28 protein-coding genes are annotated in these 25,969 nt (G+C 37.7%); 6 read left to right on the top strand and 22 right to left on the bottom strand.

The genetic code is table 11. The features are described 5' to 3' along the window. The first annotated feature begins 284 nt into the window (after nt 1-284). A complete protein-coding gene (locus F7984_RS06305; RefSeq protein WP_139891303.1) occupies nt 285-746 on the top strand; it encodes an N-acetyltransferase in 462 nt (153 codons plus the stop codon). 94 nt (nt 747-840) lie between these two features. On the opposite strand, the gene F7984_RS06300 is transcribed toward F7984_RS06305, so the two are convergent. The 4 genes from F7984_RS06300 to F7984_RS06285 form a co-directional block, all read right to left on the bottom strand. Continuing rightward, complete coding sequence (locus tag F7984_RS06300) at nt 841-1,395, bottom strand: RsfA family transcriptional regulator (protein WP_140461234.1); 555 nt, start codon at nt 1,393-1,395, stop codon at nt 841-843. Between the two features lie 98 nt (nt 1,396-1,493). After that, nucleotides 1,494-2,252 (bottom strand): enoyl-CoA hydratase/isomerase family protein, encoded by a 759-nt coding sequence (locus F7984_RS06295; protein ID WP_140461233.1) that lies wholly within the window; start codon nt 2,250-2,252, stop codon nt 1,494-1,496. Between the two features lie 59 nt (nt 2,253-2,311). Next, nucleotides 2,312-2,485, bottom strand: a complete 174-nt coding sequence (gene rpmF / locus F7984_RS06290) for a 50S ribosomal protein L32 (protein ID WP_066100735.1) — start codon at nt 2,483-2,485, stop codon at nt 2,312-2,314. A 52-nt stretch (nt 2,486-2,537) separates the two neighbouring features. Next, nucleotides 2,538-3,071: a YceD family protein gene (locus F7984_RS06285; protein ID WP_066100738.1), complete on the bottom strand. Its 534-nt coding sequence runs from the start codon at nt 3,069-3,071 to the stop codon at nt 2,538-2,540. A gap of 242 nt (nt 3,072-3,313) precedes the next feature. Here F7984_RS06285 and F7984_RS06280 point away from each other — a divergent pair, with 242 nt between their 5' ends. After that, the gene (locus tag F7984_RS06280; RefSeq protein WP_139891306.1) at nt 3,314-4,525 is read left to right on the top strand and encodes a nucleotidyltransferase; all 1,212 of its coding nucleotides are present in this window, start codon (nt 3,314-3,316) and stop codon (nt 4,523-4,525) included. Nucleotides 4,526-4,585: 60 nt separating this feature from the next. On the opposite strand, the gene F7984_RS06275 is transcribed toward F7984_RS06280, so the two are convergent. Both F7984_RS06275 and F7984_RS06270 read right to left on the bottom strand, forming a co-directional pair. Next, on the bottom strand, nt 4,586-5,605 hold the full coding sequence (locus F7984_RS06275) for a SepM family pheromone-processing serine protease (RefSeq protein ID WP_066100745.1): 1,020 nt from the start codon (nt 5,603-5,605) through the stop codon (nt 4,586-4,588). Beyond that, nucleotides 5,595-6,386, bottom strand: a complete 792-nt coding sequence (locus tag F7984_RS06270; RefSeq protein ID WP_066100748.1) for a patatin-like phospholipase family protein — start codon at nt 6,384-6,386, stop codon at nt 5,595-5,597. Before F7984_RS06270 ends, F7984_RS06275 begins: the two co-directional genes overlap by 11 nt. A 200-nt stretch (nt 6,387-6,586) precedes the next feature. On the opposite strand from F7984_RS06270, the gene ylbJ reads away from it, so the two are divergent. Beyond that, nucleotides 6,587-7,816, top strand: a complete 1,230-nt coding sequence (ylbJ, locus tag F7984_RS06265) for a sporulation integral membrane protein YlbJ (RefSeq protein WP_066100751.1) — start codon at nt 6,587-6,589, stop codon at nt 7,814-7,816. Between the two features lie 63 nt (nt 7,817-7,879). Here the strand turns inward: ylbJ and coaD are convergent, their stop codons facing one another. Next, nucleotides 7,880-8,362 carry a pantetheine-phosphate adenylyltransferase gene (coaD, locus tag F7984_RS06260; RefSeq protein ID WP_140461232.1) on the bottom strand — a complete coding sequence of 161 codons (483 nt, stop codon included), beginning with the start codon at nt 8,360-8,362 and terminating at the stop codon, nt 7,880-7,882. A gap of 26 nt (nt 8,363-8,388) precedes the next feature. After that, nucleotides 8,389-8,940 (bottom strand): 16S rRNA (guanine(966)-N(2))-methyltransferase RsmD, encoded by a 552-nt coding sequence (gene rsmD / locus F7984_RS06255; RefSeq protein ID WP_066100754.1) that lies wholly within the window; start codon nt 8,938-8,940, stop codon nt 8,389-8,391. A 477-nt stretch (nt 8,941-9,417) separates the two neighbouring features. Here rsmD and F7984_RS06250 point away from each other — a divergent pair, with 477 nt between their 5' ends. Continuing rightward, nucleotides 9,418-9,807: a DUF7147 family protein gene (locus F7984_RS06250; RefSeq protein WP_066100755.1), complete on the top strand. Its 390-nt coding sequence runs from the start codon at nt 9,418-9,420 to the stop codon at nt 9,805-9,807. A gap of 33 nt (nt 9,808-9,840) precedes the next feature. Here F7984_RS06250 and F7984_RS06245 read toward each other — a convergent pair whose 3' ends face one another. The 5 genes from F7984_RS06245 to F7984_RS06225 form a co-directional block, all read right to left on the bottom strand. Beyond that, nucleotides 9,841-10,113 (bottom strand): YlbG family protein, encoded by a 273-nt coding sequence (locus F7984_RS06245; protein ID WP_066100758.1) that lies wholly within the window; start codon nt 10,111-10,113, stop codon nt 9,841-9,843. 348 nt (nt 10,114-10,461) lie between these two features. Then, nucleotides 10,462-10,899 carry a YlbF/YmcA family competence regulator gene (locus F7984_RS06240; RefSeq protein ID WP_066100761.1) on the bottom strand — a complete coding sequence of 146 codons (438 nt, stop codon included), beginning with the start codon at nt 10,897-10,899 and terminating at the stop codon, nt 10,462-10,464. Between the two features lie 189 nt (nt 10,900-11,088). Continuing rightward, nucleotides 11,089-11,328, bottom strand: coding sequence for a YlbE-like family protein (locus F7984_RS06235; protein WP_066100764.1), 240 nt, complete (start codon nt 11,326-11,328; stop codon nt 11,089-11,091). An 18-nt stretch (nt 11,329-11,346) separates the two neighbouring features. Continuing rightward, nucleotides 11,347-11,748 carry a spore coat protein YlbD gene (gene ylbD / locus F7984_RS06230; RefSeq protein ID WP_066100766.1) on the bottom strand — a complete coding sequence of 134 codons (402 nt, stop codon included), beginning with the start codon at nt 11,746-11,748 and terminating at the stop codon, nt 11,347-11,349. Nucleotides 11,749-11,925: 177 nt separating this feature from the next. Beyond that, entirely contained in the window at nt 11,926-12,990 is a 1,065-nt protein-coding gene (locus F7984_RS06225; RefSeq protein ID WP_139063788.1) for a CAP domain-containing protein, read from the bottom strand. A 273-nt stretch (nt 12,991-13,263) separates the two neighbouring features. Here F7984_RS06225 and F7984_RS06220 point away from each other — a divergent pair, with 273 nt between their 5' ends. After that, nucleotides 13,264-13,629, top strand: a complete 366-nt coding sequence (locus F7984_RS06220) for a YugN family protein (protein ID WP_066100769.1) — start codon at nt 13,264-13,266, stop codon at nt 13,627-13,629. Nucleotides 13,630-13,672: 43 nt separating this feature from the next. Here F7984_RS06220 and F7984_RS06215 read toward each other — a convergent pair whose 3' ends face one another. The 8 genes from F7984_RS06215 to cyoE form a co-directional block, all read right to left on the bottom strand. After that, a complete protein-coding gene (locus F7984_RS06215) occupies nt 13,673-14,170 on the bottom strand; it encodes a hypothetical protein (RefSeq protein ID WP_139891308.1) in 498 nt (165 codons plus the stop codon). Nucleotides 14,171-14,330: 160 nt separating this feature from the next. Beyond that, on the bottom strand, nt 14,331-14,798 hold the full coding sequence (locus F7984_RS06210) for a DUF420 domain-containing protein (RefSeq protein ID WP_066100775.1): 468 nt from the start codon (nt 14,796-14,798) through the stop codon (nt 14,331-14,333). A 108-nt stretch (nt 14,799-14,906) separates the two neighbouring features. Next, entirely contained in the window at nt 14,907-15,788 is an 882-nt protein-coding gene (gene ctaG, locus F7984_RS06205) for a cytochrome c oxidase assembly factor CtaG (protein WP_066100778.1), read from the bottom strand. 122 nt (nt 15,789-15,910) lie between these two features. Then, complete coding sequence (gene ctaF / locus F7984_RS06200) at nt 15,911-16,243, bottom strand: cytochrome c oxidase subunit IVB (RefSeq protein WP_066100781.1); 333 nt, start codon at nt 16,241-16,243, stop codon at nt 15,911-15,913. 6 nt (nt 16,244-16,249) lie between these two features. Continuing rightward, nucleotides 16,250-16,882, bottom strand: a complete 633-nt coding sequence (locus F7984_RS06195; RefSeq protein WP_066100784.1) for a cytochrome (ubi)quinol oxidase subunit III — start codon at nt 16,880-16,882, stop codon at nt 16,250-16,252. Then, nucleotides 16,882-18,762 (bottom strand): cytochrome c oxidase subunit I, encoded by a 1,881-nt coding sequence (gene ctaD, locus F7984_RS06190; protein ID WP_066100787.1) that lies wholly within the window; start codon nt 18,760-18,762, stop codon nt 16,882-16,884. Before ctaD ends, F7984_RS06195 begins: the two co-directional genes overlap by 1 nt. A gap of 33 nt (nt 18,763-18,795) precedes the next feature. Further along, nucleotides 18,796-19,863 carry a cytochrome c oxidase subunit II gene (coxB, locus tag F7984_RS06185; RefSeq protein ID WP_066100788.1) on the bottom strand — a complete coding sequence of 356 codons (1,068 nt, stop codon included), beginning with the start codon at nt 19,861-19,863 and terminating at the stop codon, nt 18,796-18,798. 90 nt (nt 19,864-19,953) lie between these two features. Then, on the bottom strand, nt 19,954-20,916 hold the full coding sequence (cyoE, locus tag F7984_RS06180) for a heme o synthase (RefSeq protein ID WP_175354215.1): 963 nt from the start codon (nt 20,914-20,916) through the stop codon (nt 19,954-19,956). Between the two features lie 510 nt (nt 20,917-21,426). On the opposite strand from cyoE, the gene F7984_RS06175 reads away from it, so the two are divergent. Further along, complete coding sequence (locus tag F7984_RS06175) at nt 21,427-22,371, top strand: COX15/CtaA family protein (RefSeq protein WP_066100791.1); 945 nt, start codon at nt 21,427-21,429, stop codon at nt 22,369-22,371. 115 nt (nt 22,372-22,486) lie between these two features. Here F7984_RS06175 and pyc read toward each other — a convergent pair whose 3' ends face one another. Continuing rightward, nucleotides 22,487-25,924, bottom strand: a complete 3,438-nt coding sequence (gene pyc, locus F7984_RS06170; protein WP_066100794.1) for a pyruvate carboxylase — start codon at nt 25,922-25,924, stop codon at nt 22,487-22,489. Nucleotides 25,925-25,969 lie beyond the last annotated feature (45 nt).

The raw sequence follows: 25,969 nt of genomic DNA, 5'->3' as shown, positions 1-25,969 counted from the left end.
GGAGGAATAGCATAACTTATACGGCTGGATTATCCATCGCTTATCAACCACTTCATTCTTGTGGCTGGATTAATCATGAACTCCGCTCTATTTCTTTGTCGATTGGCCAGATTACCTACTTATTCGGCTGAATTTCACACTTATTCACACTTATTCGGCCGATCCTCATTCAACAAGTGTTTCAGTAGCCGTCCTGACGACTAAAAATTATGATTTTTCTATATATTTAGCTATAATGGAAATATAAGTATAAACTTTTCACATACATTTAAGGGGGCTATGAAGTGAGTGTAAAGGTTGAAAAATTACGCGTTAACTACCGCACGCTTGAAGAATTCAAGAAATTTAAGGAATATGGTTTGCAAGAATTATCCATGCTTGAAGATCTGCAGGCAAATCTTATTGAAGATAATAGCGAATCACCTTTTTACGGCATCTATTTTGGGGATAAATTAGTGGCCAGGATGAGTCTTTATAAAATCGATGCCAGGTTTGATAAATATTTTGACCCTCCACAGGATTACTACGAAATATGGAAGCTTGAAGTTTTACCGGATTATCAAAAAAAGGGATACGGCTCCATGCTCGTCCAATTCTCCAAAGACCTTGGCCTGCCGATCAAAACAAACCCAAGAGTCCATTCGCGTACTTTTTGGGAAAAACAGGGCTTCGAACCTGTAGAGTATGATATGGAAAGAGATTTAGGAGAGAACCCACTGATTTGGCAGCCTAATAATGATAAATAGATTGACTTTAAGCTTTCCAGCGAGAAAGCTTTTTCTTTTCATCAAACATTAATAGAAGCACACCTTTTAAAAAGGCATGCTCCTGTAGCAATCATCATTTTTCCTCCGATAATTGACGTGCCCGATTCAGTAAATCAAGCAATCCACGGTAGTCCTTCTCCATCTGCTTAAATCGTATTTCTACTGTATCTCTCTCTTGAACTAAATAATCTGCATGCTTTTTTAACTCTGAGTACTCCAGCAGTAATTCTTCAGGCGAGCGGAATGATCGTTCTTCCAACCTACTCTTTAAGCTGGTTAAATAGGCAATAACTGTATCTAGAGAAAGATTGAGCTCAGCATTCCCGACTATTCCGACCGAGATTTCTTGTTCCTCACGCTGCGGCTGCTCCACCTCCAATTCCGCAGTCCCTATCGATTTTTTAAGATCTTTACGTACCTTTTTAGCCAGCTCTATCCCTTCCGAATATTGCTTACGGACATAAGAATTCCATCTAAAGCCACACGCAGCAGGAGTTCTCGACAACCCTTTTCCAACCTCTTCAAATGCTTTTAATTGCGTGCTTCCCTCACGGATATGGCGTAATACGACCTCCGCCAAATAGACATCCTCATCCTGCGACCATCCATCCTGCCTCGAACCTGTCATCCACTATTCCCCCCAATAAGCATTCATAATATTTATTCATATGCGTCTGGTAGGAAAGATAGAATAAACAAGATTCTATTAACATGATAATCGGCTTCTTATTGAGACTTTTTCTGAAATCGTTCCACAGTCTCCATATGGAATGGTGATACCCATAACTCTGAACATCGTTTAATCTCTTCTTGCATCCGTTTATACAAATCAGATGCTTTCTTTTTGCGGATAGTCATACTTTTATACGCCATCAACGCATTAATATCATTTTTAATAATAGGCTCAATAATCCCTACTATGGTTTTCTCATCTATATTTGACACAACGCCATTTGCAAATCCATACAAGCTTGCCTCTTCTTCAGAAAATTTTCTCCCCGACATCAGCCATTCCAGTCCCTTGGATTCTGCCACCCTCTCAAGTAAAAGAGCTCCACCGCCCCAACCGGTGGTAATTCCCTGCTGAATTTGAATAAAGCCCATAAAAGATCCTTTTTTTACATATCGAAAATCACATGCTGTAGCCAGTTCCAATCCACCGCCGACAGCCGGTCCATTTAAAAAAGCAAAAACAGGCTTCGGCAAAGTAGCTATTTTATATAAAATTTCTCCCATACGCGATAACATTTGGTAAGCATCTTTTTGATTATCAAGAAGATGAAAGACTTTTAAATCACCACCCGAACAAAAAACATTACCAGTTCCTGTGATCACCATGGCCTTACAATTTCCATCCGTTTTCACTTGTTCGATGGACTCTTCCAATAAATCCATAACCTCAAAATTTATGGCGTTCCTAACATGCGGCCGGTTTAGCGTAACAAGCAAATATCCTTCTTTTTTCTCCACAATCACTTCTTTCACCGTGAATCCCCCTTAAAAACAAAAAAGAACACAGGTTTCCCTGTGTTCTCTCGAGTTGATTATTTATTTACAACTTCTTTTCCTTTGTATGTTCCACATGCTTTACAGATACGGTGAGATAATTTCATTTCACCGCAGTTTGGGCATTCAACCATACCAGGGACTTGAAGTTTGAAATGCGTACGACGCAATCTCTTTCTAGTTTTCGAAGTTCTTCTGAAAGGTACAGCCATGTTTTACACCTCCTTAAAAAACGATGGTTCTATGGAAGACTTATGTAGTCTTTCATTTTTCACTGTTATCATCATTGTTGTCAAAAAAATGGGCCAACTTTGCCAGTCTTGGGTCAACTTTTTTAACTTGTTGGTCCTCTAAGATTAATTCCCAGTCATCTCCAGCTAGCGGAGCAGCACCTACAGGATGATCCGTATCACAGAATACCTGCAATGGAATCTCCGTGAGAATTATTTCTTTGATTACCGGCGTAAGATCCACTACATCACCCTCAGCCACATGATATTCTCCATCCTCAGTCTCCATACCTTCATATTGATTAAAAAGGTATGTCTCTGTTGTTTGAACATCGATTGGGAATGGGACATCAACTAAGGTTCTTGAACATGGTAATGTCAATGTACCAGATATTTTCAAATGAAAAGTAACTCGATTGGAACTCAAGTCAGCTTTCCCAAATACACGAATTGGTGAAATATCACGAATTTGCGGATCTGCCTTTTTCAGTTCAGAAAGATCTGCTGTCTCATCTACATTAAAACCATTGTCGCGAAATTTTTGCAGTTGTGGAATTGTCCATTTCATATTATATCACCTCAAGGCAACAAAGGTAATTATAGCTTTGGTAAATTCATTTGTCAATGTTTTTTCTTTACAGCCATATGTGATACCCTTATGCAAATTTTAAGCGCTTATCTATTTATTTTACCCGAAATGTTTCATTTTGAAAACAGAATTAATCAAGTGCAAGTTTAGGGAATGCTTGCTTCCTGATTCCTCCATCATATACTATAAAAAAAACAACCATTTATCAGGAGGTGTACAATATGAATGCCCTGGGACTTGTAGTAGAATATAATCCTTTTCATAATGGACATTTATATCATTTACAACAAGCCAAAGCTATTACAAATGCTGATGTGACCATAGGCGTGATGAGCGGAAATTTCCTTCAGCGGGGGGAACCAGCCCTGGTGGATAAATGGACAAGGACTTCCATGGCCTTAAAGGCTGGTATTGATCTAATCATCGAACTTCCATTTGTTCATGCTGTTCAAAAGGCTGAATATTTCTCCGAAGCATCTATCCTATTATTAGAGGAAGTTGGCTGTCAGTCTGTTTGTTTTGGCAGCGAGCAAGGAGAAATAGAACCTTTTATACATACATACTCAATTATTCAGGAAAATTCTAAGGAAATCGATCAATGGATACAGCACTATAGCAAGGAGGGATACAGCTACCCCAAGGCTGCCTCTCTGGCCTTTTCGGAACTACAAGCGCGTCATCCTTCTATGCTTTCTTTAGACCAGCCTAATAATATCCTTGGATATCACTATGTATCCGCGATTTTAAAACATAAATTATCCATCGAGCCAGTAACCATTAAACGAACAGGTTCCGGATATCACGATCCAACTCTCATGCCAGGTACAATAGCAAGTGCAACTGGTATACGGAAAGAATTAATGGAAAGCGGTAAACTGGATGCGATCTCTTCCTTTGTTCCGGATACAACATTTGCCCATCTAAAAGCATATCTAACAGAGCAGCGCACTTTGCATAATTGGGAGTTGTATTGGCCATTTTTAAAAGTTAAATTAATCACGACGCCCGCAGAATCTCTTGCCCAAATTTACGAAATGAAAGAGGGCTTAGAGAATCGATTAATTGAAGCCGCTGAACGCGCCAGTAATTTCATGGATTTTATGTCATTAATTAAAACGAAGCGTTATACCTGGACTCGGCTACAAAGAATACTAACCTATACGCTGTTAAATTTCACAAGAGATGAAATGCCAAAAGACCTGACTCCGCCATATATTCGCGTATTGGGATTTACAGCTGCCGGGCAGCAATATTTAAAAAGCATAAAAAAAGAAAAGGGAAATCAGATCGTATCACGCCTAGCAGCCTGTAAAAATCCTTTAATAAATATTGATAAGAGGGCTGCCATTGTTCATGCTGCCGCTCTTCCCTCAGCTATTTCTATGAAAGCTCAAAAACGTGAATATATGTCACCCATTGTATTAACTGATTAAAAAACGAAGCCATTGATTCACCGTACGAATCAATGGCTTATGCTTTAAATCAAGCAGCTCTTATTTCATGCTTTTTAAATAATCCAGTGCATCATCAACTGTGTCCACAGGAACAATAATCATATCTGTTCCAATCTCTTCTGCTGTTTTTACAGCAATTTTATAATCCGATTCCTCAGCACCTTGTTGATTGGGTGCAAAAAACACTTCCGCATCTGCACGATCAGCTGCTACAATTTTCTGATCAACACCACCGATAGGACCGACTGTTCCATCATCAGAAATGGTACCTGTTCCTGCTATTTTCTTCCCTTTCGTGTAATCCTCTTCCGTTAATTGATTAAAGATCTCCAATGTAAACATTAACCCAGCAGAAGGCCCCCCAATGCTATCTGCGTTTATCTCGATATCTCGGTCTGTTTCAACACTTCGATCCTCAACCAAGGTAATGCCAACGCCAACTCGTCCAGTTTCCTCTAGCATCTCCAATTGAAGTGTCTTAACAATATTTTTATTATCACGCTTTATTTCTAATTTCACTTGGTCCCCAGCTTTTTTCGAGGAGATATAGTCTATGAAAAATTCACTTGACTCAATTTCACTTCCATCGACTTTAATAATTCGATCTCCAGGTTTCAATACTCCGTCTGCAGGTTTACCCTTGGCAATCTGCAGCACATATATGCCTTCTACTTTTACTTTGGCTTCATAGCCTGCTTTTTTATACCCGTTCAGGATAGCGGATGTTTGGGAATCATCCATCAATTTCAATTGTCTAACCGTATATTCTTCATCGGTTTCATCCTGACTTCTAATTTGTTCCAGTTCATAAATCCTATGATAATCTGCTATTTTAGCCCATGCATATGTATAAATATTCGCTCTGCCCATTCGGATCGTTGTCAGCATAAAAGAGCCATCTGCTTCACTTCCATTTTCAACCTCTACAAATTGCTCCAATGTCTCCGCCGACCCAGGGGTGGAAACATAATAAGGCAATTTATAAAATGCAGCCAGAAATGCCAGCAATAGAACTGCAACCCCAATTTTGCCTATATTAAGTTTACGCTTATGCTTCATCTTTTTTCTCCTTCCAATGTTGTATGGCCTCTTTAATCTCCGGCAGTTTTTTTCTTGCTTCTTGCTCCCCAATCATAATAATTTCAAGAATGTTTGTAAATGCCAATGAACTAAATGATTCTACAGCAGGCTGAATCATTACGTCAGCGTTAATCCCTTTCATTTTGACAATTTCCATTTGCAGTATATCTAAACTTTTAAAAATAACATCGTATATAGATTCAATATCCGTATCTCCTCTTGTTGCAGAGACATCGCTTGCAATCACAATATCCGCTCCCATTTCTTTCACAACCGATACAGGGACCCGATCCATTAATCCTCCATCTACAAGTAATTTCCCATTAATCCTTTTGGGCACAAAAATGCCTGGTATAGAAATACTTGCTCTTACCGCTTCATAAACAGGACCTTCCGTAAAAATAACTCTCTCTCCTTTTTCTATATCCGTTGCCACTATAGCCAATGGAATTGAAAGATCCTCTATATTTTGATTTTTTGTAAATAATCGAATGTATTCCTCAATCTTTTTCCCGGCTACAAAACCTAATCTGGGTACAGTCAGATCCATAAAGTATTTTCTTTTAAATTGCAACGAAACTTTTTGCAGCAGTTCTAAATCTGATCCACTTGCATAAAAACTGCCTATTAAAGCTCCCATACTGCTCCCGGCTATGCAGTCGATATTTATACCTTCACTATTTAGCACTTTTAATAAACCAATATGTGCAAATCCCCTTGCACCACCAGAGCCAAGCGCTAATCCAATTTTAGGTTCCATTTCTTTTGACTCTCCTTTATCCGTACTGATTTAAGGCATGTTCCCTTAATAGGAGTCTTAGTTCTAAATTATTTTACTTTGAGTATATTTTGTTATTGGGGACAACCCAGCTATATACAAAACTTCTTTTGATTTTACTAAATATATTTTAGCACCAGATTATTTACCACGCTTAAATTTAATAAGGGAAGGGATATAAATTGGATAAATCAATCTTAAAATCAATGCTTTTTGCGTTAATTGCAGTTATTATGGCAGCTGCATTGATCTTGATGCCACAGGAAGCCTTCGAAGCCTCTGTTCGAGGGTTGAATATATGGCTTGAAATTGTCTTTCCTTCCTTATTGCCTTTTTTAATTATTGCAGAAATGTTGATTGCATTTGGTGTCGTAAAACTACTGGGTGTCTTTTTAGAGCCACTAATGCGTCCATTGTTTAAGGTACCAGGAGTAGGAGGATTTGTATGGGCAATGGGACTTGCATCCGGTAATCCTTCTGGAGCAAAACTAACAGCTAGGCTGAGAGATGAAGGTCAGCTATCCAGAATAGAAGCTGAACGGTTAGTGTCGTTTACCAGCTCATCGAATCCATTATTTATTTTCGGTGCTGTATCTATCGGTTTTTTTAATAATGCTAAACTTGGAATACTTTTAGGATTAACTCATTATGCAGCGAATATTTTCGTCGGTTTAGTAATGAGGTTTTACGGGAGAAATGAAGAGAAAAAAAATCTTAACCGCAGTAAAAAAGATACAAGTATTTTCCCAATCATGACAGCTTTAAAAAGTATGCACCGTACCCGTCTAAATGACCAGCGGCCATTTGGAAAAATATTAGGAGACGCAGTTAATTCCTCCATACAAACCCTTTTGATGATTGGAGGATTTATCATTATTTTTTCCGTGATCAACAAGCTATTGTTTCACTTACATATTACCAGCTTCTTTGCATCCATTTTCAGCAGCCTGTTCCACACGCTTCATCTGCCATCTACTTTAAGCATCCCTTTTATTTCGGGGTTATTTGAAATCACGTTGGGATCGCAATTAACAAGCCAAGCTGGCGGTGCAACACTATTGACACAAGCAATCATAGTCAGTGCTTTACTCGCATTTGGAGGATTCAGTATACAAGCTCAAGTTGCCAGCATCTTAGCCGAAACAGATATACGCTTTAAACCATTCTTTCTTGCACGCCTCATCCATACATTTTTTGCTGCGATACTTACATTGATTTTGTGGAAACCTGTATATCTGCGATTATCTACTTCTGAAAATACATCAATCACCGAATTTGTTTTTTCAATGGAAACGCAGGGATTATCCAGCACTATCTTCAGTTTCTTCCTTAATTACGGTGCATTGATTACTATTCTTTCTTTGGCTGGCTACACCCTTTTATTATACATACAGTATAGGAAATCCATATAAAAAGCCAATCCCTAATTTAAGTAGGATTGGCTTCTTTTTAACAGCAATATAAATGAGTACATTTTATTCAGACATCTTTATTCTCAGCCGTTTTTGTACACATTCAGGAACAAGCTCTGAAACATCTCCACCGTACTTCGCTACTTCTTTTACGATCGATGAGCTCAAAAAAGAATATTGATTATTTGTCATGATAAAGAATGTTTCAATTTGATCGTTTAATAAGCGATTCATAGAGGTGATTTGCATCTCATACTCGAAGTCAGAAACGGCTCTCAACCCTCGGATGACTGCATTTGCATTTCTTGCCTTAGCATAATCCACGAGCAACCCCTGAAAGCTATCCACTTTCACATTTGGTATATGGGCAGTTGCTTCTTCAATGATTTGCACTCTCTCCTCCACAGTAAATAGAGATTTTTTAGCAGAATTATGAAGGACACCGACATATATTACGTCAAATATGTTTGCTCCTCTTTGAATAATATCAAGATGTCCATATGTTATAGGATCAAAACTTCCAGGACATACAGCTATTTTTTTCACTATTCTCCCCCCATTTCTATAAATATTTAACGCTCAAAAAAGGACACAGCCGTAATGCCATACTTTTCAACACGGAACTTAGTAAAATTACCAATCTTTTCAGGCAACGTTAATTCTTCTCCATGTTCGCATATTATCATACCGTCTTCTGCCAATAATTCAGCACTTTCGATTTCTTCAATAAGAACAGGTATCATATTAGCTATTTTATAGGGAGGATCCATAAAAATGAGGTCAAATTGAGCTTTTCTCTTTCCAAGAGCTTTTAATGATCTTAAAGCATCACTCCTATGTACCTCGGATTGACTTTCGAATTTACATGAACTGATATTCGTTTTAATAATTTGAATAGCTTTTGAGTCCTTATCAACAAAAACTCCTTTTTCCATTCCTCTGCTCAAGGCTTCAAGCCCAAGGGATCCGCTTCCTGAAAATAAATCCAGAACCGCTCCACCTTCAAAATATGGTCCTACAATATTAAATAAAGATTCTTTTACTTTGTCCGTTGTTGGCCGGGTTGTCATGCCTGGAACAGCCTTTAATGGCCTTCCTTTACAAGTACCTGAAATGACTCGCATAATCTGTCACCAAATTTCATATGTATTCAACTTTCTAAAATATCCTACCACAAAATCTTGATTTCACAAATAGAAATCAAATTTCTGCGATCAGTGAATAGTTCAGGTTGATTTGGTCATACTACTAACAACAACATCTTCAGAGGTGTTGTTGCCAACCGCGGAGAAGACTTACGTTTCCCCATAAGTTCTTCCTCCGGTTTCTCCTCTCCCTTTGCCTTCTGCGTTTGTAAAAGCGCGTAGAAGGAAGCCCTGGCGCCTATGTGTGCCAGGGCTTTTCTTTTAGGTGAATTAACTACAGATCAACCGACACCCATTTTTTCCACAGTGAACAAGGTGGACAGTTTCAAAAATAACTAATTTGATTAATAGAACAGTTGATTCGAACACTTTATTGGGATACATTTATATTCCTGATGAACTAGACCGGATTATGATACACTTATCAATATCCGATTTACAGGAGGAAAAACAAGAATGAATCAACGTTTTATAGAACTAGGCCCCGGATATTCTGACCTTTATGAGCTATTGGAATTAGCAAAGGCTAATCAATATCGAATCAATTATTTTTTATGCTTACAGTCAGAGGGACCTAGCGGCAAAGTCATGTCGTTTGTATTGGTTATGAAAAAATCAAGCTATGGCGACTTCATCCCACTTTATATTTGCAGAGAAGGAATACCTGTTTTAGTTAATAAGCCAAGCAAGCGTTATGAACTTTTTGACCAAGCAGCCAAGGAGCAAGGTAAAGAAATTATATCGTTGGAAGTTAGGCATTCATCTACTTTTGCTGACCCTGACCTTTATTATCAGTATTTAATAGGTATCCTGCGCATGAACCGTTTTTTACCCCCATGGCAATAAAGAAAAACCGGACCCATTAGGATCCGGTTTTCTTTAAATGCCTATTCTATATTCTTCCTTTTCTTTTTCATGCTTTTTACTCTCAAATTCAGTTTTAATAAAAGGTTTTTGAGAAAATTCAACTTTTTTGACAAAAGCATAGGAAGATAATTTTTCTGAAACTGCTTCTATTTCGTCCATATTTACATATAATACGGCATATTTTAATTTGCGGGAAACATAATGCAGATTGCCTGTTTTACGCAGAGTTTTCACTTGTTTTAGACTATGCAGCCAAACAATCAGGCTTTGCCTTTCTACAAACATATACATACCCCTTTAGGATGCAATTTATATTTAGTGTACCATATTACTAAAAGATGTATCAATATTTAGAAATGCTATGCAGAATTAGTGAATAAATCTAGAGATTGCAACTAACTCGATTATCTCCTTGGATAGGTCTGCACTATCAGAGTTTATATCAAGTATGATAGGAGTACTTTAAATGAAACTGCATAATAGAAAAGATATCGATCCCACTTTCCTATGGAGAATCGGATAGGTTTATCATACAACCTCAACGTTTGTATTAGTTGCTACAAAATCTAATTTCGGCCATATACCAAAAGGCAACCCCATTTGTTCTGGGATTGCCTTTTTTTCTCGTTCCTATCAGGAACATCCACAGCTTCCTCCGCTGCCACAGCCTCCGCTACAGGATGATTCAAAAAACGGATTTCCTGTCGGGACTTTTATATGAGGGGATACTGAATGACCAATCAGCATACTAATTTCATCAAGTAATTGCTGTAAGTTTGTTTCAGCCTGTTTATATTCAATAACAGATGGATGAAGGTCCATTTCTCTTTTAGCCTCACGAATTGCTTTAGAGACAGTACGATAATCCGGATGGTATCTTCCGAAACGCTGTACTTCTTCGTAAGCGTCCTTTAAAGAATTAAACGCTTGAATTTTTTTCTGGGCCGTTTTATCCTTATACATCTGAGTTAAACTTAAAAAGTATTGCTTAGCTATATCTGAGTTCATTATATCTTTAGCCAATTGTTCAGCATGGTCAATGATTTCAACCGTTTCAATAGTAGCAAGCATGAAAATACTCACCTCCAACTTTATCATACCATGTAATATCCAAGGATGCTATAACTTAGAAATATTATCCACCTATAAAAGATATATGGCTTGTCCCCTATTACTTTGGTAAGTAGAAGAAGTAATTCGCTGCCAAACACCCCTTACTTCATCTACTCTTACAGAACGTCCTCATTTTTTTAGGAACCGTTATTCACCAGTATTCATTGACTGAAACATCGAAACCATCATAGAAGCCATTTGAACGCTGTTTGAAAGCTGATGAACACGATCCGGAATCGTTTTTTTAAAAAAGTACTTAGCTTCAGTATCAAATTTCGAAAAATCCTGTGGATTTCTGCACAAACGTCTGTACCAGATTGGTTGTTGCCTCAAAAAACTCAGTAAATCTTCATCTGCCTCAATTAATTCATAGATATCTTGTCTCAAGCTCTCACTCCTACCTAGCTAATCTTGCCGAAATTTGAAAGGATGATTATTCTGGACGGAAGGTGGTGCACTTTCTGATTGTCCGGAAGATTGAAATTGAGACATGACTCCCTGAACCACTCCTAAAACCTGACTAAAATTCCCAATTTGTTTTTGAATTTGATCAGGGTCCATTTTTTTAAGTTGATTTAAAAGCTGCGAAATAAACTCGCCCTTATCTGTTTTTTCAGTCTCATCCTTTTCCTTTTTTTCCTCTTTATATTCATTCCACACTTCATCCTGATCACCCAGCAAAGACCAATCTTCATAAATTTCCTGCCATGTTTTCTTACCCATTCTTACATCTTTTACGATTTTCGGATTACTCTTAAGAAAAAGCTTAAAATCCTGGACAGAAGGATGCAATTTGGAATCATCCATTTAATTTCACCTCACCACATGACATACGCCTAGGGTAGTATATGTTTCGAAATATAGAAAAGTGATGCATATTTCCAAAGAATTCCGCACATAGACTTCCTTTATACAAATAATATTTACACACAAAAAAGAGCACTGAGGAGAAATACTTTCCTTCAGTGCTCTTTTTTGTATCATTTAATCAGATAACGCAACAAAGTTTTGAGTATAGTATCTTTTATATACTCCCACACCAAGGCGCGTAAAATCTTCATTTAACATTATATCTCTGTGCCCTTTACTATTTAACCATCCTTCAACAGCCGCAATTGCATCTGTATACTGAGCAGCTATGTTTTCGCCAGCTGAGTAGTAAGAAACACCGCCTTCCTTCAAACGATCACCAACATCTTTATCATCGGGTGATACATGATCGAAATACTCATTCACCATCATGTCTTCGCTATGTTTAAATGCCACAGCTGAAATTTTTTCATCAAATTCAAGGGTACCTAAGTCAAAACGTGTTCGTATGATATTTGTCAAATCAAGAATTTGCTGCTGACTTCCTTCTTCAACCAGCTTCCATTCTTCATCCGTTAACTCTTCAGGTTCATCCAATTCTCCACGGTATGTCAGCTCATATGGCTTATGCATAATCAATGTCTTTGCATCCATAAACCTCACACCTGATACCTGACCGAGAATTTTATCCAAATAAACCTGAGCATACATATCGCCAAACTTTATTAGAGGGCGATAATGAAGATCTTCTTCCGACAACTCGAAACGATATTCAGTGCCTTTCCAATTCAGTTCTATATAACTATTCATATTCAATTCCTTATACAAGGACTCCACTGTTTGATCAATAAAGAATGGATATAAATTAATATCTTCTGCTGAACTGTATAGGGTTACAATTTTTTTATCTTTTTCGTTTACGCCAAATTGTATATACTTACTTAATGTATCATTATAGATCCACCAGTTATATCCATAAGCTGAAGGATCAATACGGTCTGGCTCCCCATATTCATCCAGTAACTGATTACTGGTTTTACCAATCCATTTAGATACACCCTGTTCAGGTCTGGATTCGTTATCTGTTAATTCTTTAATCTTATCCGAAGTTTCCATTGTATTTTCATTAACGGAATTTTGATCAATGATAGCTGTATTTTCTTTGACATCATCTTTAACCGTTACATAGATGCCGAAGATGGTGATTAAAATTAAACTAAAGAAAACCCTAAAGACCAATTTCAGAGGTGGTCCCTCCTGTCATTCTTACTTTATATTTTTTTATTATACCATTAGAATTCAAACAAACCTATCACTTAAATGTAAACAATGAAAAATAAGTATAATATAAACATATTGGATAGCAAAATGAACGAATTTACCTTTCTGCCTCTATAAAAGAACAATTTATTGCAGATAAGGTAAAATAATACTAAAATTAAAATTGAGAATTTCCAAAACTTGTTTCATACCGAACAAAGCATTTTCTAAAAGGGGATAGGAGGAAATAAGATGAGATTTGAAAATACAGGACTTGAAAAATACCAAGTTAACCTTAACAGGCTAGATGAGGTTATGAGTGAAAACGGTTTAGTCAGAGCCGAACAATGGGATTACGAACGCGTATCCTACGATAAGAAATATGAATTAAGGGATGGCACTTTTTATTTACGTGTCTTTGGCTATGCGGTTGAAGGTGACGTAGGTGCACATCGGGCAACTATCCAACTCATGACACCAGTCCTAGGTAAACACTATTATCCACATGGTGTTGAATATGGTGAAACAGAGCATTTTCCTACATCTCTTCAAAAACAATGCGAGACAGTTCTTGCGGCAGTTAAAGCTGAACTGGATATATTTGTAGAAGTGGAATAAAGGATTATTAAATAAGCCTGCAGATTGTATGATCTCCGCAGGCTTATTTTATTTTTTTTCTCATTAAACAATAATCCCCCTCCACTCCCACTGCTTTAAATCCATACTTTTTTAAGGTTTCCTTATAATAAAAACGTTTATCTGCTATTTCTGTTTGGATCATTTGGGCAATCCCTATTTTATGAATATAATAGAAAAAACCCTCCATAACTTCAGAAACAAACTCTTTTTCTGTCTGAGCATCTGTAAAGCTTAAGGAAAAGGTTAATTTTTCACCTTCTCCCTCCAACTCCAATTCTCCAATGAATTTTTGGCTTTGCAAATCAATAATAAAACAGATCCACCAACCTACATCCCCACCTTCCAATTCATATAATTCTATTAAAAGAGGGAGTATACATTTTACGCGATCAGATGGGAAAGATTCAGGAACAATTACCGGCGATACCATTTTGAAATCATACGGGTACAAAATAAGGGACTTAGCCAATGAGATGGAACAAGGAAAGATAAGAATGCGATTAGTCCTAATTTGTTTCATTACCGCACCTCCGATTAATTGCCTCTAAATAAAGCCTATGATAAACATCAGCCAGTCCTGACAAAATCCATTCCTAAGCCGCCATGTAAAAGAAAGAAACGAAAAAAGGTCATCTCTAATTCTATGAGACGACCCGTTTTACCTATGCAACTTTTATTTTTTATGAACCAATAATCGCTTTAAATACACTTGTTGTTTTACCACCTTCGTATATTACATAAAGCAATAAATATACAGTGACACCAGCAACCGCGTTCACCATCCAAATGACGCTTGTAGGCGGAGCGATTTTTCGATGTTTCTCAATCTTCCCTTTAAAACCATAATACAGACTGATAATCCCCATTACGGCTCCTATTGTAGCCAATGTAATATGTGAGATTAAAAAGATTGTATAGTAAATTTTTATTGATTCAGGTCCTCCAAATGCCGTGTTCCCTATAAATAACGTTCTGCTTGCATAAATAATGAAGAACACAACTGCAAAAACAGCTGCCCAAAACATTAATTTTTCGTGGACCTTTATATTCCCTTTTTTTACTTGCCATACTCCAAAGCCTACAAGGATTGCGCTGATTACGATACAAGCCGTGCTGATCGTAGGCAGGACTGGTAATGAACTGCTCATAATGGTGGAACCTCACTTTACTTATTCTGTTAACTCTATAATTGTAAAATACTAAATTTGAAAACTCAAATTATTTTACAGTATTCACTAAAGTTTCACTATTATTAATTAGTTCCCTAAATGCGGATTTGCCTCCATAAAACGTTTTGTTTCTGCATCCGCATGTTTGGTATCTTCTTTAAACCAAGTGAAGAAAGTTGTAGCCAGGATAATTCCATATACTATTTCTTGAATTATTTTCATAATTACACCGCCTGTTTGCTGATCTTCAACAGCCGGCATATTTATAAACATTTGAGGACTGCTTAAGTCCAAAGTGGATAAGGTACCGGCAGGAACACACAATTTCATCGCCTCCATCCATACAGCTGGATCTGCATAGGTTGCATACATGGGATCTTTAGAAAAGATGATAAGCGCACAGGCCGGTGTAATTAATATACCATTGGCAAAGATATAGCCAATTTTCTTTAATCCTGATAATCGCTGGCTTTCTTCGATTTTATTAACTAGATGCCACCACATGAACAGCGAGGAAATAAACAATACCACTGTGAAAAGCCCATGAAGCAACATATTGACTTTGACGATATCAAAAATTGACGGAACATGGTAAAAAGAAAACAGTCCATTAAAGAAAATCAATGTTATTAATGGTTGTGTAATCATTAAAAACCATTTTTTAAATACGAACTTTTTTAGTAACCAATCCGGCAATCCCAATAGAAAAAATGGTGGAATAACTAAAAATAAAAAAGCCATTTGAACCATATGAACCGTAAAAGAAAGATGTCCCAATAAATCTATTGGCGACCCCTTTATCATGTATAAAAGAATCATAGCTATCGAGAAGTATACAGCTTCTTTCTTTTTAAATTGGTCACCTGCTTTAAAATAGGTGATATAAAAATAGAAGGCTATGATCAATAGTGTCACGAGGAACAGGTAAGGACTCCATAGGGCCCTAAATCCAAATATATCTAATTCCATTTATCTCACCTCATAATTAGTTTTCCTGCCCAGAAATTCACAAGAAAATATCAAATAACCCAGAAATCATATAGTTTTAGTTTCTAAAAAAAATCGGCTTAACAAGTTAAGCCGATTCCATCTTAAATCCACACAATTAATACAAATGCAAGGATAGTAGTCACACCGATCAGTAACCCGGTATACATAAATCCTGCCATCGTTCCATGACCTTCTTTATTCATATGCATGAAATAATAGAGCTGAAAAATGACTTGGATTACCGCAAGCAACAAGATGAATGGTAAAACGAACCACTTGGAAAATCCATCATAACCTACTGCAAAGAACGCAATTAAGGTTAGAAAGATCATCATAATAAATGTAATAACCTGCATCTTCATATCTTCCGCATTTTTCTTACGTCTATATTTAAGAGCTTCTTTACTAAGATGTGTTTTAGGTTGATTTTCCATTTATCATCACCCCACCATTCCCATTAAGTAAACGACTGTAAAAATGAATACCCATACAACGTCGATAAAATGCCAGTATAGGCTCGCAACATAAAATTTCGGAGCATTATACAGATTTAAGCCACGTTTCGAATTACGGAGCATTAACGTAATAATCCACAATAGTCCAAAGGTTACATGGGCACCATGGAAGCCGACTAATGTGTAGAAGGCGGATCCAAATGCAGAACCTGTAAATGTGTGATGATATTCATGCACATAATGATTAAATTCATAGATTTCTAAGCCCAGGAAAGCAGCCCCTAATAAAACAGTGATTAACAGCCAAAACTGCATTTGTTTAAAATCGTAGTTTCTCATATGATACATCGCATAAACACTTGTTAATGAGCTGGTTAACAGCAGCATAGTAGCAATAAACGCCAGCGGCATATCAAATAAATCTTTGGCTAGAGTCATTTCCTTATTAGGCGGTACACTATCTTTCAGAGCTAAGTATGTTGCAAATAATGAAGCAAAAAGCACTGTCTCTGCAGCGAGGAAAAGCCAAAAACCTAAAAATTTATGCTTTCCGTCATCTGTATGTTTCTCAGGGTGAGATGGCCATGTTTCTGGTGTGAATTTTTGCCCTGCATTCATTACACCTCAACCCCCTTATCACTTTTAGCATTAGAAGATACCAAATCTTCTTTATGGATATGATACCCATGATCATCTTTAACGGAACGGATGAGCATAGCTATAAAGGTAATCAACAAACCAATCACCATTACCGGGACTGTCCATTCTTTATCCGTTGCATTATAAAGTGCTCCAAATGCAGCAACAAACAACCCAAAAGAAATAATAACAGGAAGAATTGAATTGTTAGGCATATGGATATCACCAAGAGGTTCAGCCGGTGTCATCGCATTTCTACCTTCCATTTTTTCAAGCCACCATGCATCATATCCTCTTACTAATGGTAATCTTTCAAAGTTGTATTCAGGAGCCGGTGAAGAAATTGCCCACTCAAGTGTACGTCCATCTTGCCATGGGTCATTACCGACTTTAACATTTTTAACTGAAGTAACTACGATATTAACCAATAATATAATGACTGCTACAGCCATCATGAATGCACCGACAGTAGATATTAAGTTGCCATTATCCCATCCCTGTCCGTCCAAATAAGTGAAAACACGTCTAGGCATTCCCATTAATCCAAGGAAATGTTGAACAAAGAATGTTAAATGGAATCCGATTAGGAATAACCAGAATGTGATTTTACCCATGAATTCATTCAATACTGTACCGAATATTTTTGGCCAGTAAAAATGTGTACCTGCCAACAAGGCCAGAACTACTCCACCGACGATAACATAGTGGAAATGGGCAACAACGAAATAGCTATCATGATACTGATAGTCAGCCGGAGCTGCAGCATTCATAATTCCCGTTACTCCACCCATTACAAAAGATGGAATAAATGCAACGGCGTATAACATAGGGGTCGTAAACGTAATCTGACCACCCCACATCGTGAAAATCCAGTTGAAGATCTTTATACCAGTCGGAACAGCTATCGCCATTGTTGCTACTGCGAATATCGCATTTGCGACTGGCCCAAGACCAACCGTAAACATATGGTGAGCCCATACCATGAATCCTAGGAAACCGATTAAAATGGTTGCAAAGACCATAGATGAGTATCCAAATAATCTCTTTCTCGAGAATGTTGGAATAATTTCAGAGAATATTCCGAATGCCGGAAGAACCAAAATATATACTTCCGGATGTCCAAAGATCCAGAATAAATGTTCCCAAATAATTGTATTTCCACCCAAAGCCGTTACAAAGAAACTGGAACCAAACATACGGTCAAACATCATTAGTGTCAAACCAACTGTAAGCGGCGGGAAAGCAAATAGAATTAAGGCAGATGCCACAAATGTTGTCCACGTGAAAAGCGGCATACGCATAAACGTCATTCCAGGTGCTCTCATATTAATAATTGTGGCCAGGAAGTTAATTCCCCCTATTAACGAGCCCATACCTGATATCTGAAGTCCAAGTATGTAAAAATCTATACCGTGACCTTCAGAAGCCAATGATAGAGTTGCATAAGATGTCCATCCGGCATCAGGCGCTCCGCCCATAAACCAGGATAAGTTTAAAAAGACTCCTCCAAAGAAAAACAACCAAAAACCTAATGAATTTAAAAATGGAAATGCTACGTCTCTAGCCCCGATTTGCAGCGGCATAATCGCATTCATAAATCCAAGCAATAAAGGCATGGCGGCAAGGAAAATCATGGTTGTTCCATGCATGGTAATAATTTGGTTAAACATTCCACCACTGATAAAATCATTTTCTGGCTTTACAAGCTGAATTCTTATAAACATTGCCTCAAGCCCACCCAGCAAGAAGAAAAATCCACCTGCAAAGATATAGAGCTTGGCAATTTTCTTATGGTCAACAGTCGTTAAATAATCCCAAATGACACTAAGAAACCCCTTTTTTTGAGCAATAGTACTCACGTTTTAACCTCCCCTTTGAAAACTAGCAAACTCTTATTTTTGCGATAAGGTTTCCAGGTACTTAGTAAGCGCATCGATTTGTGAATCAGAAAGCTCTCCGTAAGTGTCAGTCATTTTGTTTCCTTCTTTAACTGACTCTGGATCCTTAAGCCACTTCTTCACATTTTCTTCATTATTTTCCAAATAACCCGCTACTACTTCACGATCAGCAAAATTTGATAGATTAGGTGCTAATCGAGCCTGCTCCGGTCGCTGATCATTGGAATCGATCGCATGACATCCGATACAGCTTTTATTGAAAATTTCCTGGCCTTCACTTGCTGTTGCATCAGTAAGTTTTACTTCCGTGTGCTTTGTTTCTTTCATGCTGGCTACCCATTGGTCAAATTCATCCCTTGGCAAAGCTTTCACTTTGAAATCCATTAATGCATGGGAAGCCCCACATAATTCAGCACATTTTCCATAAAAAATCCTGCCGGCTTCTTCACTTTTTCCATCATCAAACTCAAGCCAGAAGCTATTTTCTCCCTCTGTGTTCGTATCAAGCTTACCCCCAGCTGAAGGAATCCAGAAGGAATGCTTTACATCTGACGCTGTTAAATTAAAGTAAACCTTTTCATCAGTTGGAACAACAAGTTCTTGCCCTGTCATGATACCTTCGCCAGGATATTCAAACTCCCACCAGTAATAATTAGCCCTTACATTTACAGTTAAGGCTGTAGGATTCCCATCCTTATCCTTTTCATCCTTGGCAGATACATCTGCAAAATCAAATGTATAATAAATCGTTGGAACTGCAAGGATGATTAATAAAACAATCGGGATAACCGTCCAAAGTATTTCTAATTTGTGGTTACCCTCAATTTGCTTAGGGATTGTATTATCTCCCTTTTTACGACGAAATTTTAAAATTGCAAGTACAAAAAGAATAACAACAACAATGATTACCAATACCATAATGGCAGTACTGAGTATCATTAAATCATACTGTTTCTTCGCTACCTCACCTGCTGGATCCAATGCTGATAGATACGGCTTTCCACAACCCGAAAGTATTAGCATCAAAACAGCAATTAAGGATGCAATGCGCCATTTTTTCATAGCAAATAATTACCCCTCTTTCGTAAAAAATTTCTTCTTTCCAAAGGAACATCTTATATATTGAATTTCTTTAAGAAAGAACCCCCAATGTTAAAAACGATTAATTAAAGAAACAATGACCATTGCCACAAAAGAAATAGTCATATAGTTTAATGAATAAATGAACATCTTATTGGCCCACTTTAAATCTTCTTCTTTGGAAAACTCCTTTTTTAATGAGAATCCCTTTAAAGTTAATATAAGCCAACCTATATTTAAAATTGTTGCCAAAACTACAAAAGAAACCCCGATTGGTTTCAGTATAAATGGAATTGGAAACAATAAAGCTACCCATATAAGCATATGAATCTTAGTTTCTTTAAATCCTTTTACTACAGGCAGCATAGGAATTCCAGCCGCTCTGTATTCCTCCGTCCGCTTCATAGCCAATGCGTAGAAATGTGGAGGCTGCCACACAAACATTAATAGAAATAATCCCCAGGCAATCGGATGTAATCCTGGGTCAACGGCGGCCCACCCAATTAGTGGCGGTATAGCACCAGAAAAACTGCCGATAACAGTATTTGAGACAAACCGTCTTTTTGACCACATTGTATACAGCAATACATAGGCCAATACCCCAAGTAACCCCATAAAAGCTGCCATTGGAGTAGCCATTAATAGAATCAATAATCCAGTTACCACCAGTGCCAGGCCCATATACAACACTTTTATAGGGTTCACCTTCCCAGTAACTGTCGGACGCTTCTTTGTACGAGACATAAACACGTCGATATCCCGGTCTATGTAATTGTTTAAGCTGCCAGCGCCAGCTATGATCAGTGCTGACCCTATAACACCATATAGAACGAGATCAAGATTCCCTAGGAAACTCTGGTCAGTAAAATAAAGACCGAGCCAAATACCTGCAAAAACAGTGATTAAATTTGAATTGACGATGCCTACCTTTACTAATACCAAAAAGTCCTTAAATGCTGTACTGTTCATATCCTTCTCCACGTCTAGTCCCTTCTGGTTTTCATACGAGGTCTGCGATGCCGGTTTAGGTTTCATGCTGTTACCTCCTATCTGAATAGTAGATTTCCAAACTTTTAGTTTCAAGCGATATATTCACAAATTATAACAGTGATATTTATATAGAAAAATTTGCCTAATATATATTTAAACACAGATTACACTTCTATTGTGAAAATAATTTGTCCATTTTTTGTCATAAGTGTGACCTAATCATTATATAGTGGTAATTTTATCCTGTAAATATATTTTTGTAACATTGAAAGTATGAAAACCTTATTTAACCAATTAAATCCCCTCTCTATTTCTAACAAACTCTTCTTTAAGTTTCAACTATAAACAATTACATGAATTTTCAATTATCACTAAATAAATAATTTCTTTGACTATTTAGAAACTTTTCTTTGTAATTATTGTAAAAATTATTTATGATATGTTAGTAATGATTATCAAACTTTGTAATATTTACCTCATTATACGGTTCCAGTTATTAGGAAACAAATGTTTAAGCTTACTATTTTATAAAAACAAAGCAGGTGTTAGATTTACATGCAAAAATCTTTGAAATGGTTTGCCGTTATGACATCCTTTGTCATGCTTGTAATCTTAATCGGCGGTGCGCTCGTCACAAAAACAGATTCTGGTTTAGGATGTGGACGCTCCTGGCCGCTTTGCAACGGAGAATTGATTCCCACGGATATCACGCCCGCACTACTAATTGAATTCGCACACCGTCTTTTTACCGGCCTTGGATCCTTCATGGTAGTTGGATTAGCGATTTGGTCATGGAAAGCCATTGGACATATTAGAGAAACCAAATTTCTTGCTCTCCTATCTATTGCATTTCTAATCATTCAAGCATTGCTGGGAGCTGCCGCCGTCGTTTGGAGTCATTCTGATTTCGTGCTGGCTTTGCATTTTGGGATATCACTCATCTCTTTTGCCGCCGTTCTACTTTTAACTCTACTGATTTTTGAAGTTGATAAAAAGTTCGATGCGGAAAAGCTGATAATCCCGAGGAAAATGTCCATTCACATTATCGCTCTATTTATTTATTCCTATATTGTTATCTATACCGGTGCGCTGGTACGTCACGCAGAAGCAAGTCTCGTCTGTCCTGAGTGGCCCCTTTGTTTTAATGATGGTACTATAGTCCCTCATAATATGTATCAGTTTATTCAAATGGGGCATCGCGCTGCTGCAGGCCTCATCTTTATCTGGATTTTATATATTTTCGTCTATACTTGGCGCAATTATCGCCATATAAAAGTTTTATACTGGGGATGGACGCTCTCCCTTATTCTTGTCAGTTTACAGGTTATAGCAGGTGCTTTTATCATTTATACCCGTTTAAACTTGTATGTAGCCCTCTTACACGCCATATTGATTTCTTGTTTATTTGGAGTTTTTTCCTATTTTATCCTTCTTGTAACGAGATCACGGAAAAGCAAAGCTGCAGAAGCCTCGAATCCGTCTGTTAGGAAAACAAGCTGATTAGAATGTATAAAATCATCCTTTTGCATCACATTATACAAACTAGGGAAATAATCCAATACATAAAAAGGAACGTGAGTTAAAAACCCACGCTCCTTTTTATTGTGTTTTAGTTTTATTTATCAAGCACAATCAACAAATCGCCCGTCTGTATGGCTTCTCCATCATTAACATAAATCTCTTTGATGACTCCGTCAAATGGTGCCTGAACTGTTGTTTCCATTTTCATTGCCTCCGTTATGATTAAATGGTCTCCTTTTTTGACTTTTTGTCCATGAGACACTAATACCTTCATCACGGTTCCAGGCATTGTTGCACCAATATGGTTTGGATTGGAAACGTCCTGCTTTGGTTTCGACTGAATAAGAGTTTTAACACTTTCGTCCTTAACTACCACTTCTCGAGCCTGTCCATTGAGTTCAAAATAAACCATTCTTGTGCCATCTATACGTGGCTCACTAATTGAAATTAGTTTAATAATTAAGGTTTTTCCCTTTTCGATTTCCACTTCTATTTCCTCTCCAATGGAAAGTCCATAGTGGAACGTTGGTGTATCTAACTCTGTTATATTGCCATACTCACTATTCGAGTTCACATAATCAAGGAAGACTTTTGGATATAGTGCATAAGCGAGTGCATCAAACATCGTAACTGGACGTTTGATTTTCTCAAACAACTCTTCCTTTATCTTCACAAAATCCACGTCCTCAAGCAACTCACCTGGGCGAACTGTAATAGGAGATCTATTTTTTAGAATTACCTTTTGAAGTTCTTCAGGGAAACCGCCATATGGCTGTCCTAAATATCCGCTGAACAATTCAATAACTGAATCAGGGAAATCGATCAAATGGCCTTTCTCCAACACACTACTTTCTGTCAAATCATTTTGTACCATAAACAAAGCCATATCGCCTACTACCTTGGACGATGGTGTTACTTTGATAATATCACCAAACATCATACTTACTCGATGATACATTTCTTTTACTTCATCCCAGCGTTCACCTAAACCAACTGCTTTCGCTTGCTGCTGAAGGTTGGAGTATTGACCGCCTGGCATTTCATGTACATAGATTTCTGTATGGGGGGACTTCATTCCACTTTCAAAATCAGCATAGTAACTTCTGACCCCTTCCCAATACTCTGATAACTTTTCGACTGGCTTAATATCGAATTGCGGCTGCCTCTCATGACCCTCCAATGCATAATAAAGAGAATTTAAGCTTGGCTGTGAGGTAAGTCCAGCCATTGATCCAAGTGCCGTATCAACGATATCCACACCGGCATCAATCGCTCGTGCGTACTGATAGATACCATTCCCGCTCGTATCATGTGTATGAAGCTGGATCGGTATGTCAACTGCATCTTTTAACTCTGAAATCAGGCGGTAGGCTGCTTCCGGCTTCAATAAGCCTGCCATATCTTTAATAGCTAATAGATGTGCTCCCTGTGCTTCTAGCTCTTTAGCAAGATTTCTATAGTATTGCACATCATATTTTTGCCTGCTTAGGTCGAGTATATCACCTGTATAGCAAATCGCTGCCTCGGCAATTTTTCCTGATTGGCGAACATAATCAATTGTCTTCTCCATTCCCTTAACCCAGTTAAGGCTATCAAAAATTCGGAATACGTCTATTCCCGCATAGGCAGATTTTTCAACAAATTCCCGGATAACATTATCAGGATAATTCTTATAGCCAACTGCATTAGATGAGCGCAGGAGCATCTGGAATAATACATTAGGGATTTCCTGTCTAAGTAATAATAATCTTTCCCATGGATCTTCCTTTAAGAACCGGTAGGCTACATCAAATGTTGCCCCGCCCCACATTTCAAGTGAAAACAGATTCGGCATAAGCTTTGAGGTTGGTGCAGCAATCTCTTGTAAATCCTTCGTTCTCACTCTGGTAGCTAAAAGTGATTGGTGTGCATCCCTGAATGTAGTATCTGTGATTAACACATTTTTTTGTTCTTTAACCCATTGAGCCAGCCCCTCTGGTCCCAGTTTATCTAATAATTGCTTGGTACCTGTCTGAGATGCTAAGTAATCGTGAGTTTGGGGAACTTTTGGTTTTTCGAAAACCGGTTTCTCCTTAACACCTATGCCCGGAAAACCATTGACAGTCACATTAGCGATATAATTCAGCATTTTGGTTCCACGATCTTGTCGGTTAGAGAAAACAAAAAGCTCAGGTGTTGTATCGATGAATGATGTATCGTATTCTCCTGCAATAAATTTTTTATGCTTTACCACATTTTCAAGGAAAGGAATATTTGTTTTAATTCCTCTGACACGGAATTCTCTTAAATTACGCAGCATTTTTATAGCTGCCTGATCGAATCTGGTAGCATGAGTGGATACTTTAACAAGCAAGGAATCATAATATGGTGTAATAACCGATCCATGAAAAGCATTTCCAGCATCCAGACGAACACCAAAACCGCCGCTAGAACGATAAGCTGCAATTCGGCCTGTATCCGGCATAAAATTATTTAAGGGATCTTCCGTCGTCACCCTTGCCTGAATGGCATACCCATTGATATGTATATTGTCTTGTTTAGGTATGTTTAATGAAGTACCGTGTAAACTGTGTCCCTCAGCAATCTTGATTTGAGATTGAACAATATCAATGCCCGTAATCATCTCAGTGATTGTATGCTCAACCTGGACACGAGGGTTTACCTCGATAAAGAAAAATTCATCTCCAGAAACAAGGAATTCTACCGTACCCGCATTTACATATTCTACATTCTTCATTAATTGAACTGCAGCGTCACATATCCTTTCTCGTAAGGAATCGGTAAGTGACACACATGGAGCTACCTCGACTACTTTTTGGTGACGGCGTTGCACAGAGCAGTCCCTTTCATACAAATGGACAATATTTCCGCTTTGATCACCCAGTATTTGAACTTCAATATGCTTGGGATTCTCAATAAATTTTTCTACGTAAACTTCATCATTGCCAAAAGCAGCTTTTGCCTCTGATTTTGCCCGGTTATAGGCTTCTTCTACTTCCTCTGGGTTACGAACAATGCGCATACCCCTTCCGCCGCCGCCGAGAGAAGCTTTTATAATAATCGGGTAACCATTGATTTCTCCAAACTTCGTAACTTCTTCCAAACCAGAAACTGGTCCTTCACTTCCTGGAATAATAGGAATACCTGCCATTTTCGCTTGCTCTTTTGCCTTTACTTTATCTCCAAACATATCGAGATGATTTGTTTTAGGACCAATAAAAATAAGTCCCTCTTCTTCACATCGTTTTGCAAATTCGATATTTTCAGAGAGCAAACCATATCCAGGATGTATAGCATCTACATCACTCATCTTAGCAATCTCAATAATTCCTTCAATATCAAGATAGGCATCAATCGGCTTTTTACCGGCACCAACTAAATAGGCTTCGTCTGCTTTATATCGATGATAGGATTTGTAATCCTCTTTTGAATAAATAGCAACAGTTTTAATATCCAATTCATTGCAAGCTCGAAAAATACGGATAGCAATTTCTCCACGGTTGGCAGCCAATACTTTTTTAATTTTTCTCATCCTGAGCACCTCACAGCTTCCTGAAAATTATGACAATATAGTAAT

The organism is Pradoshia sp. D12, from assembly GCF_008935075.1.
In the GTDB taxonomy this organism is placed as follows: domain Bacteria; phylum Bacillota; class Bacilli; order Bacillales; family Pradoshiaceae; genus Pradoshia.
This window is presented reverse-complemented; position numbering and strand designations above follow the sequence as displayed.